Here is a 14,359-nt window from a genome sequence, read left to right as displayed (position 1 = left end):
AGGTTACCTGCCCTTGCATTTGATTTTTTTTTCATAATTTTGAATCGTTAAATTGTTTGCTCAAATCAATTTTTCAAATTGCGAGAAGTGTTGACCGCACTTCTCGTATTTTTATTGTATCGTGATCATGTCATCTTTTATAATGAAATGAATATTAGTGGTCATTTCAATGATTTTCAGTACTTGTGAAATGTCTGAATATTTGGGGATACTACCCGTGAAACGCTTTTCTTTAATTTTAGAATCTGCAAAAGTGAAGCTCACGTTATACCAGCGAGATAATTTGCGAATGACTTGTTCGATACTTTCTTTTTCAAAAGCGAAACGTTCTTTCATCCATAAAGAATATAGCTTGGTGTTTACTTTTTTCACGGAGATTTCTCCTTTTTCCACGATGGCTTGTTCTCCTGGTTGCAAGGTTATGTTTTTTGTTTCATCTGGCATGACAATTCGAATCTTTCCGGCGATAAGAGTTGTTAAACTTTTGCCGTCTTCCGTGTAATTGGATATGTTGAACGAAGTACCTAGCACGTGTATGCTCATATCGCCCGATTCTACAATAAAAGGTTGAGATTCGTTTCGAGCGACTTGTAAATAGGCTTCTCCTTTTAAAATAATCCGGCGTTCTTTTCCAGAAAAATGAATCGGGTATTTCAACTTGGTTTCACTATTTAACCAGATCTCGGTACCGTCTTCTAATGCTAATTTGTATTCTCCCCCACGCGGGATGGATAACGTGTGCATGCCTTCCCCTTTCGAGCCTTTCACTGATTCGTATTGTAGTTCCCCTGCTTGGCTAATGGTAATTTTGTTTTGATTAGCTAATATTAGGCAAGTGTCTTTCGTTTCTCCTAATAATAATTTTTCTCCATTTTCTAATAGTAATGTTGCTTGTGGTCTACCCGGTTTTATAGAAGTGGATTGTGCTACTTGTATCGTGGGGGTTGTTGTTGGCTTGCTGTAAAATAAGAAGGTACTAATTATACCAATAACGAATGCGGCAGCAGTAGATAGCCATAGTATCCGTTTTGATGTATTTTTATTTTGATGGTCTAATTTGAGCGTTTTTTTCAAATCATTCCAGTGTTCTTCTGCTTTCATGTCATTTACTTGTCCCCATCGTTCAGCCCACTCCACACGCCTGAATTTTTGAACTTCTTCTCGGAAAAGTTGTTGTGCTTCCTCGTCTTGCTCTAGCCAATGATTGAATGTTTGCTGTTTTGCTTCATCCATTGCTCCGGTTAGGTAATCATGTATTTGTGTACGTTTTTCTTCTACTATCATCATAGTTTTGTTTTCTATCTATAAGATAATAGTAGAAAAGTGAAAATGGGTGAATGTTTTTTGTTATTATTTTTATTTTTTAGTTGTAGCTCGCTTATAAACAGGACTGTTGGGATAGCATGAAAAGGAAAATTGCCGGGTCGGAAAATTGTTTGCGAAGTTGTTTCAGTCCATGATTGAGAAGGGTTTTGACTGTATTGACAGAAACGTTTAAGGATTCTGCGGTTTCTTTGTATTTTTTCTTCTCTACAATAATGGATAGAACAACGGCACGGGTTTTTTCGGGTAATTGGCGGATTGCTTTGCGAATAGCTTCAACGAGTTCGGGAGAGAATGTTATGGCTTCTTCTTCGGTGGCTTCGAACGAGAGAAGTTCTGCATAGGTGTATTCACGTGTATTTCGAATCTTGTTTACACAGAGGTTACGTGCGGCCCGGAAGAGAAATGTGGCTAACGTGTTCGGGGAGATGCGGTTGTAAGCATGGGTATTGATGAAATGGTAAAAGACGTCTTGTACGATATCCTCGGAAAAAGTATCGTCATTGAGTAGGGAGTTAGAGAATAGAATAAGGGGTTTATAATAACGCCGAAAGAGAAGACTTCCTCCTTTGTTCACATTTTGTTTAAATGCATCGAGGATATCCGTGTCTGCAATTTGCATGTAGTTCCTTATTTTATTTTTCGCAAAGGTAGATAATAAAATTTAGAAACGAATTAAAAATAAGGAGGAATTCAATTTTGTTGAATTCCTCCTGTCGTAATTTCTATAGAAATTCCTGTGTTCTATAGCTTGTATTGATACAATTGAGCCAAAATGTTGTGGTACTCTTTCTCCACGTCCAGATAGCTTTGTTGGCTATCGTAGAAAGTGGTGAGCTCGACAAAGTAGTCGATCACGGAGAGTTGTCCGGCATTCAGGGCTTTGTTAAGTAATTCCACGTTACGCTGTTGTTTCAATACTTTAGCGTAATCTTGGCGAGATACCTGCAAGGCTTCTGCTTGGTGGTAGAGTTGTTGCAGGTTTGTGCGGAGATTCAGACGGTTGTCTTCGAGGGAAGCCGTGGCAAATTCTGCTTGGGCTTTGGCTTTTTTCACCGTGTTCTTGTTCTCGAAGAGGGGAATGGATACTCCCACAACGAAGCCGTTGGAGGCGACGTTTCCCGATGAGGCGCTACGTTTGTAACCGATGTCGAATTTCGGGAGGGAGAGGGAACGGTTGAGTTTTATTTCCCGTTTGGCTATCTCTTGCTCTCCTGCCAAGCCCTTCAAGTTCGGGTCGGCGGCAATGAAATCGGTTTGAAGTTGCTCGAAGTTAATCAGGCTTTCTCCTATCGGGTATTCTGTGTTCTCGAACGTGATCGGGTTACCGCCGTTCAAGTTTTGTAGTTGTTCCAATGCGGCATTCAAAGCAGCTTGATTCAGGCGGCTTTGGTTTTGGGCGTTGAGTAATTCCAGTTGGATTTTATTTAATTCCAGTTGGTTGGCGTCGCCTGACGCCAATCGCTTTTGGTAAAGGGCAAACATGGATTCGGCATTACCAAGGCGTTCGTCCAGCAGGACTTTTTGTTTGCGCAGGTAAATGATCTCAATGCAGGTCTGTTTTGCCGTCAGCAGGAGTTGTTGACGGTATGCGGTGAATTGCAGGTCGAACGTGCCGGACTTCAATGCGGCAATCTTGTTCTTGTTCGTGTACGTGCTAGGAAAGTCCAACGATTGTTTTACCGTGAATGAATGTTCCGAACCGGGGTTATTGCGGTTGCCCCACATTTGTTCCCATTCAAATGATGGGTTTGCCAGGAATTTGCCCGTTTGGGATTCCAGTTTTTGGGCGTCAGTCAACTTCACGTTGGCTTGCAACGATTTGTTGTTGTTCTCGACGCTTTTCAATACCTCGTCAATGCTGCTTTGGGCTCTCGAGGTGAGAGCACCTAGCAACATGATACTTAATATATATAATTTGTACGTCTTCATTTTGTTTGTTTCAAGGGTTATGCTTCCAAATTTTCAACTTCTTTCTGTTTGTGGTTGAGCAATATGTACATGATCGGAACCACGAAGCCGTTCAGTAGGGTAGAGCTTAACAAGCCACCCAGGATAACCTGAGCCATCGGGCTTTGAATCTCGTTACCCGGAAGATCGCCTCCGACGGCTAGCGGGATCAATGCTAGAGCTGAAGTTAATGCCGTCATCAAGATGGGGTTCAACCGGTCGAGCGAACCGTGAATCACACTTTCATGCAGTGACATTCCCTCGCTCCGCAGGTGATTGTAGTGCGACACGAGTAAAATACCGTTTCGCGTTGCGATACCGAATAGCGATATGAAACCGATGATGGCGGGAATACTGATAATACCTGAGGTCATCCATATACTGATGATTCCACCGATGATCGCCAAGGGCAAGTTCAACATGATGATTCCGGATAGCGGCATACTATAGAATTCGTTGAATAGCAACAGGAAGATCAATAAGATGGAAATCAAGGAAGTAATGAACAACGTCCGAGAAGCAGCTTGTTCACTTTCGAACTGACCGCCGTATTCCACGTGATAGCCTTCCGGTAAAATGATTTGTTCGTCTACCGTCTTTTGGATATCCTTCACGACACCGTTCAAGTCACGTCCTGCCACGTTGGCGGATACCACGATTTTCCGTTGCACGTTCTCCCGGCTGATGGTGTTCGGTCCCACGGAGGGAACGATTTCAGCCACGTAATGCAGCGGTATTTTTTGCCCGTTGGCGTCTATCATCAGGTTGCCTATTTCTTCCATGTTTGCCCGGTTGTCATCATGTACTTTCACGGTGAGGTCGAATACCCGTCCGCCCTCGTAGACTTGGGAAACCACTTTCCCGGATAGTGCTACGTTGATAAATTCAGAGAATTCGGGTAGTGTGATACCGTACTTGGCAAGCATATCCCGTTTGGGCATGATCTGCAATTGCGGACGTTCGATCTGTTGTTCCAGAGTCAGGTCGGCGATGCCGTCTATGCCCTGGATGGCATCTTTAATCTGTCCGCCGATAGTGTACAACTTGTTCAAGTCGTTACCGAATAATTTGATAGCGATATTCGCTTTCGTGCCGGACAGCATGGCATCAATACGGTGGGAGATCGGTTGTCCGATTTCGATATTCATTCCTTGTAGTTTACCTAATTGCTGACGCACGTCGGCAAGAAATTCCTCGCGGGAACGTTTGTCTAATTCGAATGGAGCTTCTATTTCCGACACGTTTACCCCGAGGGCGTGTTCATCCAGTTCGGCACGTCCAGTCTTTCGGGCAACAGTTTGTATTTCCGGTATGCCTAGTAAGATTTCTTCTGCCATGCGTCCCATTTTGTCGGATTCTTCTAACGAGATTCCCGGCATCGTGCTGGTGTTGATCGTGAGAGAACCTTCATTGAATGGGGGCAGGAAGCTACGTCCCAGACTGAGCATGATAATAATCGTGAAGATTAGTAAAGCGGCACTCGTGCCAATCACGATCTTTTTGTGATGAAGTGCCCATTCCAGAGCTTTTTTGTACCATTTTTTCAACGTGCGTGCCACGATGGGTTCTTTTTCGCTTTTCTTCAATGCTTTCGAGGTTGTCAATATGTAGCTACATAATACCGGTGTAAGGGTTAAGGCGACAATTGTTGAAGCGAAAAGAGCCACGATGAAAGCAATTCCTAGCGGTATCAACATACGTCCTTCCATGCCGGAAAGGAAGAATAAGGGCAAGAAACAAGCCACAATGATAAGCGTGGAATTCAGGATCGGCATACGTACTTCTTTTGATGCCTCGAACACGACCTTTAGCGGGGAAAGGCGCTCGCCCTCCGGTTTTAGTCGATTCTCCCGTAGTCGTTTATACACGTTTTCGACGTCGACAATGGCATCATCGACCAGCGAGCCGATGGCAATAGCGAGCCCTCCCAAACTCATGGTATTGATGGTCAGTCCCAGCGCGTGTAGTGTTAGGATTGCCACGAGTAAAGATAGCGGCAAGGCGATCAGCGATATAAGGGTCGTGCGTACGTTCATCAAGAAGAAGAAAAGGATGATGATCACGAAGATCGCTCCTTCTAGCAAAGCCTTCTGAATGTTTGAAATAGAACTTTCGATAAAACGGGATTGACGGAAAATGTCGGAAGAAACCTTTACGTCCGAGGGTAACGTCTTTTGCAATTCGGCAATGGCGTTATCCAGTTTGTCTGTCAGTTCCAGCGTGTTGGTATTCGGTTGTTTCGTGATGGTAATCAGAACTGCGGCTTCTCCTTTCTCGGAAGCCAATCCCAGTTTGGGTTCTTTCTGCCCGATTTGAACGGTAGCGATGTCGGAAAGTAAGACGGGTACGTTGTTTACCGTTTTTACCACGCCTTTGCCAAGTTCTTCCGCGTTATTCGTGGCAAGAAGACCTTGCACGATGTATTCGTTGCCATATTCGTAAAGGATACCTCCAGTGGCATTTTGGTTCATGTTGTCTACCACGGCGAGTACCTCGTCTAGGGTAATCCCGTAATGCTTCATACGGGCGGGATCTAGGAGTATCTGGTACTCTTTGATATCCCCGCCGATAACCGTCACTTGTGCCACACCTCCAGTGGAGAGTAGGCGGGGACGGATTGTCCAGTCGGCAATCGTACGTAAGTCCTGCAATGAGGTGGTATCAGCGGTTAAACCGAAAATCATCATCTCTCCCAAAATGGAGGATTGCGGACCGAGCGTGGGGCTTCCCACGTTACCGGGAAGAGCATCTCCTAGGGTGGACAATTTTTCTGAAACGATTTGCCGAGCCGTGTATATATTGGTTCCCCACTCGAATTGAACCCACACGACAGAGAATCCCGTCGTGGAAGACGATCTCACACTACGCACGTCGGTAGCACCGTTTACTGCTGTTTCAATGGGGAACGTCACCATGCGTTCCACTTCCTCGGGAGCCATCCCCTGTGCTTCGGTCATAACGACCACGGTCGGGGCATTCAAATCCGGGAATACATCCACTTCCATTTTATGCGCCGTGTAAGACCCCCATAAAAGCAAGGCGATCGACGCGATCATTACCACCAACCGGTTGTGTAATGAATATTGTATGATCTTATTTAACATCCGAAGTTAATTTTAGATTTTAAAATTCTGAGATTCCGTGATTGTCGATTTCGTGATTAATCACAGAATCCGAAATCACTTAATCATTAGTTTTTCAATTGATCAGTGTTCATGGCTATGTCCGTGAGGTATTGCGCCGGAGGCAGAAGCCATTTTCACTTGGTAAGCACCTTGTGTTACCACGCGGTCGCCGGGATGCAAGCCTTTCAGTACTTGTACGTCTTTGCCGTTGTTGGCTCCGAGGGCAACTTCTTGTTTGCGATAACCTTCATCGTCAATTTGCACGTAGACATAGAATATTCCCATTTCGTTTGTTAGTGCCGAAACGGGGATAGCCAAGGTATTTTCTATCGGGGATGAAATAAGATATACTTCCACGAATGAACCTGGGATGACTTCTCCTTTGTTGTCGAATTCGAAAGACACGGGTACAAAGAATGAATTGTTGTCTGATGTTTTCCCGAAGGAAAGCAATCGTCCGTTCAGGTCTGCCAATTCGTACACGTGGTTATCATACGGGGTCTTGAAATTGGCGCTACCGATATGCTTCAATGCGCTGTAATATCTTTGGGATACTTCGGCACGAAGCACGAGGCGTTGATTTTGAGAAACCGTTGCCAGCGGTTGACCGGCTGTAATATATTCTCCTTCCTTCACCAGGATGTTTTTCACGTGTCCGTTGATCGGGGCGCTTACGCTTACACCTTTTTCAGTTTTGGAACCTGATATGGCTTCATATGCGGTTTTGGCGTTCTCGTATTCCAGGCGGGCGGCTTCAAATTCTTTTTGAGAGATGATTTTGTCTTTCACGAGTTCTTCTGCCCTGTCGTAGCTGGCTTTTGCCATCTCGTAAGTGGCTTTAACTTTCGTGTAGTAATCACCCTCCGCCATGTTTTTGGATGATATTTGGAATAGCGATTGTCCTTTTTTCACGGCGGTACCTTCACTCAATTTATTGGAGGTGAAGAATACGATGCCATTGCTAGTGGCAACAACGACTGCCTCGTCGCCGGGAGCTGCCATGATCTGTCCGGTAGTCTTCACCACTTGGTTGAAGTTTCCGGGTTGAACTTCCTCTACTTTGAAATTTGTCTTGGCAGCTTGTTCTTTGGAAAAGATAATTTCGTCGCTGTGTTTTGCTTTTTCCGCTTCTTTTGCCCCGTGGCTATGTGAGGCGTGTTCTTCTGCGGTTTCGTGTTCATGATCGTGTTCGTGATTGTGTTCTGCATGGATCTCTGTTTCAGAGTGTTCATGTTTGTCTTTGGATGAATTACTTTTGCAGCCAATAAAAGAGATGGCTAATATTGTAATAGCATAAATAATTGTTCTCATGTGAATAAGTTATTTGTTATGAGTGTAACATCAAATGAATATTTACCATGCATTCGTGTGAGAAATGAATGCAAAAAGTGAAATCTCGAATGATTTCTTTAAGCTATTACGGTAGGGGGAGCCCGTCCGGCAGAAACCACGCTCCACGTGATCGGGTGAAGGTGCTCCTGGTAGGGAGTGGGCGGGAGTATTCGTGAATCTCCCGGAAGTAGTGCTATGTTATTTTCTCCCGCGATGATAAATAACGGGAGGAGTAGTTGATCCGGAGTCCATTCCGGGCAACATGAACATTCATGATGATGTTCTTTTATAATATCTGTTTCAAAGAGTTGTTTTACCTCGCATTCTTTTTCACACGAATTGGATTTATGGTTATGTTGACAAGTTTTTCCTGCCTCTTGTTCCATGCAGTGTGTTGCGGTAAAACAAACGAATACGCCATGATGATGGTGCGGCACTACCGATGATACCAGCATAATGATGCTGGCTACAAGAAGTGGTATGGCTGCTAACTTACGTTTATTCATGGCGTATATTATTTTCTATCTGCAAAATTAATTCATAGAATGCAGATATGCAAATGTTTGCGAAAACTTTAATAAATAATTAACGATCACTTGTTTAGTACTTCGTATCCGCGAAGCATCAATTCTGCCGAAGCGGGATTCGTTGCCAAAGGCACGTTGTGCACGTCACAAACTCGCATGAGCATCTGTACGTCCGGTTCATGGGGGTGCTTGTCCAGCGGGTCACGGAAGAAGAATACCATTTGTACTTTATGCTCCGCTACTTGTGCCGCTATTTGTGCATCACCTCCGATAGGTCCCGATAGCAGGCGTTCTACTTTAAGCCCCGCATCCTGTGCGTGTTTCCCCGTGGTTCCGGTGGCAATGATTTCGATGTTTGCCGAATGCATAAAATCATAATGCCTATTCAAGAAGGCTACCATTTCTGCTTTCTTTCCGTCGTGTGCGATTACTGCTAGTTTCATAGTGTGATTTTTTATATTACAGCAAATATATAATTAAGTTGGGTAAAAATGAAATGAATTATTCTACTTTTACCCATTTTACAGCATCAGCAATAATGATTTGTGTTGTGTTTATTGTTATGTTCATATTATTTTTCCAATTTACCATTCGTCTCAAGTTCAGTTTAAAATCACTCTCTTCTTTATCGTTTTTAGCACCTCGATCATCCAAGATTATTCGAGCGGGACCTTGTTTAAAATAAAATTTTCCTAAAGAAGCCCAACCTGTTGAGTTTTTCCAAGGAAAAAAGATGATTTCATTGTTTCCTGAGTCATCGCATATAGTGTAACAAACTGTATGACCATATCCAAAAGAAGAGTAAACACTTGTTCCTTTGCTATTATGAGCTTCATATCTAACATTATTCACAAATATTTCATAATATCCGGCCTCCTCTATATGAGTTGCCCATATAGCTTTACAATCTCCTTCACCAGCATATTTATACCAGGCATCACGTTTCCCATGCCCATAGCATGAATTTACAATTAAATTAGACCAAGGTCCAGCATGATTATCTTCATTCCGATCTTTATGTTTAAACCAATTTACAAGTATTTTTTCCGGTGGAAAGATGAGTCGGAATCCGGGGTCCGAATTATCCACAATAATTTCTCCCGGAGTGGGAGCAAACTCACGTTCATCAATATTATAAATTCCTGAAATCGTGTCATGAGAATAATCTGTAACAGTATTCTGCCATTTATAAGAAAAAGAAGCTGGAATATTTGAAGAAATTCCTGTATTTACACATAATTCATGCATTCTTTCTTTTATAGAAATTTCTTTACATGCTCCCCGTTCCAGTAAGTAATAATAATTCTGTTTTCGGTTACCATGTATGGTTGCGTTTAAAGAAACAACTCCGTCGGAGTGTCCCACGTTCTTTATTTTCAGGCGAGTAAAGTATTCATCAGTTCCTTCCCCTCTCAATTGGTGCACATCTTTAATCTCAAAATAAGGTAAGGATGTGGAATTGTACCACTTGTGAAGAAAATCTGTTATGTCGATATTGAAATATTGTTGAATTTTTAGTTTAAACTGTTCCCAATTATATCCTGGTGAATACATAAATTCTTGGTAAAACAACTCGAATTGTTCCTCTGAAGAATGTAAGTGCAAATAATTTGCTAGCTCTTGTCCTTTCAGATAAACCACGGCATCCAAGACGTTCCTGTCCATCCCCTTTTCATGTAAAGCGTTTTTAAGTGAATGATTTTCATTAAGATATAGTTGCGCTTGTATTATATCCTGATCTAGGCATTCGGTGTTTTTTTTCAAATTTCTCATGATGACATTCAAAATAGGGAACTCTAATGGAGTCACATGTCCAGTTCTAAATAAAGATCGTAAACAATATTTATGTTTTTCACGGTACTCCATTTCTCTAGAAGAAAATGTTATCAAATACATCACATCGTTTGTTCGTTTATATGAAGGTGCTCGTTTAAAGTAAGGATCTAATAAACCGTCGATATGATACCATTTTGTCGTCTCTGGATCTTGGTATTCTTCTTGCCCTTTCCATCCCACTGTTCCCTCTTGTACTAAGACCATTTCCGGTTGGACTAATTCACTTGAATTTTTCCAAAAACGGAAATAAGAAACTACGGATGCTGGTACTTCTATAAAAAATAGATTCTCGGCAGGATAAATGCCTTCATAATCCTCCACGTGTGAGAAAATCTGCGTTGCCATAAATTCCGTTGAATACGGCCATATTGTATGTCCTTTAACGGGCATGCTTGTTATTTTCCAATTACCATTCACTTGGGCTGATGTTTGTTCAAACGGACCGCAACAAAGTGTAAGTCCTGGAAGTTTTTTGGTGGTGGTAAAACACACGGTATCTCCACTGAATGTTTTAGTTCCTTGAGAAACAATGGTATTTGTGGTGGTGTGTAAAACTCGAAGGTTATATTGACACAAATTCATTGCTGTTTCGTATGGAGAGGTTATATTTATAGGTGGTTGGGTTACAGGATACCATAAACACTCCGGAAGTAGTAATGTAAAATTGTCGGATATAAAGCTAAATCGTCGTTCAGGAACATAAGCTTGCCGGCTGTAACTCGGATGATAGTAATCTTTATCAGGTATATCCAGGTAACAGATCCTGTCATCCACGTTTCCTTCATATTCCATTACAAGAGAGGTCTTTGCCCCTGGCATTAACGGGAAATCTATAATAATGGCTTGTTTCTCGCGTTTAAAAGGTATTGGTTTATTGTCATTTGTCACTTGGGTTAGTGTTAAAGAGGGATTTAGGTATAATATCACTTGTTTTAAGGATTCTTGCTCAAGGTTTTCCACCGTAAGATTACTTTGCATAAACATTTTTTCCTTATGTAGACGACAAATAATTGAATGATAGGAAATTGCTGTCTTGTGGGAAGAGGTATATTTGTTATAAACATTTCTGTATTCCTCTCGGATGAATTGCTCTTCTTTTAAGCGATACACGTTGGAATATCCCAATGCGTAACCAACCAATATTAAAAGTAAACCTGCTGAATGGAAATAGGCTCTCTTGCGGCGGTAAGAATCCAATCGCCGTTGAAAGCCAAAAGAACTTAATAATAAGCCAATGCCCACGAAAAAGAACGAGAAACGTTGTGCTAAATATCCTTTTAAATCCTCCATGAGCCCTGTGATATTTGAATAGCCATTGGGTAATTCTCGGGCAAATAAATCGAGGGGTAATAGTGACTGGCAATAAGTGATAATTAGGTATAATATGCAAAGTAGAATTATTATTGCAAGCATACGATTTCGTAATACCTCAACAAACCAAACAGATAACCCCAATACAAATATGAATGTCGGCAAAGAAAAGGTCAACGGGTAGAAAAAGTAAAGCCAGCCAAAAAAAGGAGAGTCGCTCATGAATACGTGAATAAAAAGAGCAACTCCGGTTGAAGCCAAGCTTAAAACAAAATACAATAAAACAAATCCGAATAACTTTCCCAAGAAATAGCTAAAATTGTTGTAGGGGCGAGTCCGTACTACTTCCAGGGAATCTATCCCTTTTTCTCGGGAAAACAAATCCAATACGATAAAGCAAAAGAGAAGTGACTGTAAAAAATTAAACAGGAATGAATTTATTAACGGAAAAGAACTCGGAAGAGTGACCATTCCATAGGTGGTAGAATATGTTTGTAAATACAAGTGGTAATAACCTGTTACAAAAATGATCAAGAACAAGAAAAAGCGAAATAACCAATTCCTTCTCCCGATTTTGAATTCATATTTAGCAAAAGTGGAAATAGTACTCATCCGAATTTTTTTATGAAATTTAATCTTCTAATTCCGGCATAAGGAAAGGATTTTCATATATTTTAGTGGTCCCAGCCTCAGCATTTACAGTGGTTTTCAGTTCTTTATATCCATCTTTCCTGAATGTTACTTGGTAATATCTTAGTTCTCCTTTATCTAACATAAATTCGAGTGTAAAATATCCCCGCCAGCTACTAGTTCCAAGCTTAGCACCACTTTCATCAAGATAAATATTCACATCAGAAACACCAGAGCCATTGCCATTTTCAACCTTACCTTCAACGTATCCCGGTTCTTTTACTGCTTCCGCTCCTGTTAGCAAACAAGTCATAATCGACAAATAAATAAAGAACTTCATAATGTTTGGTTTTAAATTGTTAATAATAAATTATGTATAGAAAATGTCATTTCTTTATTTTTTGCATCACGATATCCGGAACCATCATGATTTCTCCTAATGGTTGTAAAATTGTATCATGTTCAATCGTAGCATAACCTTCTTTTTGGAAAGATATTTTTTGCTTTGTTTTTCCTATGTAAAATTCCAAAATATACTTACCTGCTTTAGTTGTTGTGCAAACGATTGCGCCACTTATCCCTACCTGCACGCCAGGAATAGGTTTTTGATTTGAACTATCAATTACCCTCCCTCTGTAATGCACTAGGTTAGGAGAGTATCTGATATTTAACATGACATCTGGACTTTTTATATTTCCCTTCGTGTTTTCGTATTCTTTTCTTGTAATTTTCGTTTCTTTTAATATACTTTGATAAGGATTGCGTGAATATCCAATGTTAACGATGGAATCCAGATATGGGAAAACGATCTTATAATATCCATCTAAATTAGTTTGCACTGTTACAGCATCTTTTTCTTCTTTTGTCAAGAACGTAATAGTCGCTTCATTCAGAGGCTCCCCGGTTTCTGCGTCTCGTACATACCCTTCGTATGTAACCTTATCATTGGCACATCCATATATCATTGTGCAAATTGCACACTCGATAATAAGTAAGATTTTTTTCATTTTCATAATTTCAATCATTAGTTTTTTATAGAACACATAATGTTGATTTTCGGGAGTGTCTAATCATGAAAAAATAGCAATAATTATATGTTGTATACATATAATTAATGTAATAGATGTATGTATGCGAAATCTTTAATAATGTAATTGTTTATGATAGAGTGTGTTTGATTATTTGCCAGCTTTCAGATAAATTGAAAGGGGGGTATGTAGAATGGAATCCGTTCTTCTGAAAAAGCGTTTGCTTTTGGTGCGGTGGTAGTCTTTTATCACGCTGTCGGCGAGGGCTTCCGGAACAACGTAGTATCGGGTGCGTCCTTCTTCGAACGGGCGGTACGTGTAAAATTTGATGGTTTCCATGAAGTAACGGGTGTTGTCGGCTTTCGGGCGTGTTAACGTCAGGCGGATACATATTCCCCCGTCTGTTCCTTGATAGGTTTGGTTGGAGATGAAGTTGCCCAGCGAATATGCCGTAATCCCGATCGTGTCTTTCCCTGATAGTACGTACTCGATAGGTTGCACCACGTGGGGGTGGGAGCCGATCACGATGTCCGCTCCTTGAGCGTGTAGCCAGGCGGCGAGTGCTTTCTGTTCTTTGTTGGGGGAGGTGTGGTATTCATATCCCCAGTGCATGAAAGCAATGATGTTCGTTGCCGAGTCTTGTTGGGCTTGCCGGATGTCCCGTTTGATGACTGCGGTGTCGATGAGGGAAACAACGAAGCCTTTCGGAATGGGAAGCCCATTGGTGCCATAGGTATAATTCAATAAGGCTATTTTGAAACCGTCTTTCCGGAGATATAGCGGGTTCCTTTTTTTGTAGCTGAGCGTATCCATGAAAATGCCCGTGTGGGCGATGCCGAGGGAATCGAGATAATAAATGGTCTTTGTGATTCCTTGTGCGAGCTGATCGCAGCAATGATTGTTTGCCGTGACAAATGTCGTTACTCCCAGGCGTTGTAAATCCCGGGCTATCTGCCAAGGGGAACAGAATCGGGGGTAACCGGAGAATTCTTTATCCGATAAGGTCGTTTCCAAGTTTGCGATGACAAAATCCGAGTTGTGCCAATAAGGAGCGATATACCGGAAACATTTCAAGTATTTGTAATCTTTCTCGCTCGGTGTGTGTGCATCGTATATCTGGGGTAAGTGTTGAATGATATCCCCGCAAAAGAATAAAGAGATAGAACTGGAAGTTTCCGGTATTTCAATAGCGTGGTCTGCTCGGGTTGGTTTCTTTTCTTCCTTGCAAGCGGGAAAGAGAAGGATGAGCCATGAGAACAGGATAAGGGTAAGGCAGATCCTCGATTTCATACGGGGA

Annotated in this window: 11 protein-coding genes; all 11 read right to left on the bottom strand. The window is 41.7% G+C overall.

Annotated features, from left to right (window positions below):
• Positions 1–111: 111 nt before the first annotated feature.
• Positions 112–1,287 carry a FecR family protein gene (locus A3CY_RS0108685; RefSeq protein ID WP_026207464.1) on the bottom strand — a complete coding sequence of 392 codons (1,176 nt, stop codon included), beginning with the start codon at positions 1,285–1,287 and terminating at the stop codon, positions 112–114.
• A 91-nt stretch (positions 1,288–1,378) separates the two neighbouring features.
• Positions 1,379–1,945: an RNA polymerase sigma factor gene (locus A3CY_RS0108680; RefSeq protein WP_018337523.1), complete on the bottom strand. Its 567-nt coding sequence runs from the start codon at positions 1,943–1,945 to the stop codon at positions 1,379–1,381.
• Positions 1,946–2,067: 122 nt separating this feature from the next.
• Positions 2,068–3,255: a TolC family protein gene (locus A3CY_RS0108675; protein WP_018337522.1), complete on the bottom strand. Its 1,188-nt coding sequence runs from the start codon at positions 3,253–3,255 to the stop codon at positions 2,068–2,070.
• 17 nt (positions 3,256–3,272) lie between these two features.
• Positions 3,273–6,377, bottom strand: coding sequence for an efflux RND transporter permease subunit (locus A3CY_RS0108670; RefSeq protein ID WP_018337521.1), 3,105 nt, complete (start codon positions 6,375–6,377; stop codon positions 3,273–3,275).
• Between the two features lie 102 nt (positions 6,378–6,479).
• Positions 6,480–7,709: an efflux RND transporter periplasmic adaptor subunit gene (locus tag A3CY_RS0108665; RefSeq protein ID WP_018337520.1), complete on the bottom strand. Its 1,230-nt coding sequence runs from the start codon at positions 7,707–7,709 to the stop codon at positions 6,480–6,482.
• Between the two features lie 98 nt (positions 7,710–7,807).
• Positions 7,808–8,236, bottom strand: a complete 429-nt coding sequence (locus tag A3CY_RS0108660) for a DUF6769 family protein (RefSeq protein ID WP_018337519.1) — start codon at positions 8,234–8,236, stop codon at positions 7,808–7,810.
• Between the two features lie 86 nt (positions 8,237–8,322).
• Positions 8,323–8,700, bottom strand: coding sequence for a methylglyoxal synthase (locus tag A3CY_RS0108655; RefSeq protein WP_018337518.1), 378 nt, complete (start codon positions 8,698–8,700; stop codon positions 8,323–8,325).
• Positions 8,701–8,758: 58 nt separating this feature from the next.
• Positions 8,759–12,016, bottom strand: a complete 3,258-nt coding sequence (locus A3CY_RS0108650; protein WP_018337517.1) for a hypothetical protein — start codon at positions 12,014–12,016, stop codon at positions 8,759–8,761.
• Positions 12,017–12,035: 19 nt separating this feature from the next.
• Positions 12,036–12,374 (bottom strand): carboxypeptidase-like regulatory domain-containing protein, encoded by a 339-nt coding sequence (locus A3CY_RS0108645; RefSeq protein ID WP_018337516.1) that lies wholly within the window; start codon positions 12,372–12,374, stop codon positions 12,036–12,038.
• A gap of 46 nt (positions 12,375–12,420) precedes the next feature.
• Positions 12,421–13,047 carry a carboxypeptidase regulatory-like domain-containing protein gene (locus A3CY_RS0108640; RefSeq protein WP_155828247.1) on the bottom strand — a complete coding sequence of 209 codons (627 nt, stop codon included), beginning with the start codon at positions 13,045–13,047 and terminating at the stop codon, positions 12,421–12,423.
• 165 nt (positions 13,048–13,212) lie between these two features.
• Positions 13,213–14,352 (bottom strand): CapA family protein, encoded by a 1,140-nt coding sequence (locus A3CY_RS0108635; protein WP_018337514.1) that lies wholly within the window; start codon positions 14,350–14,352, stop codon positions 13,213–13,215.
• Between the last annotated feature and the right edge of the window lie 7 nt (positions 14,353–14,359).

Source organism: Butyricimonas synergistica DSM 23225 (assembly GCF_000379665.1).
Lineage (GTDB): Bacteria > Bacteroidota > Bacteroidia > Bacteroidales > Marinifilaceae > Butyricimonas > Butyricimonas synergistica.
The sequence above is the reverse complement of the archived record's forward strand: the minus strand, read 5'-3'. Positions and strand labels throughout refer to the sequence as shown.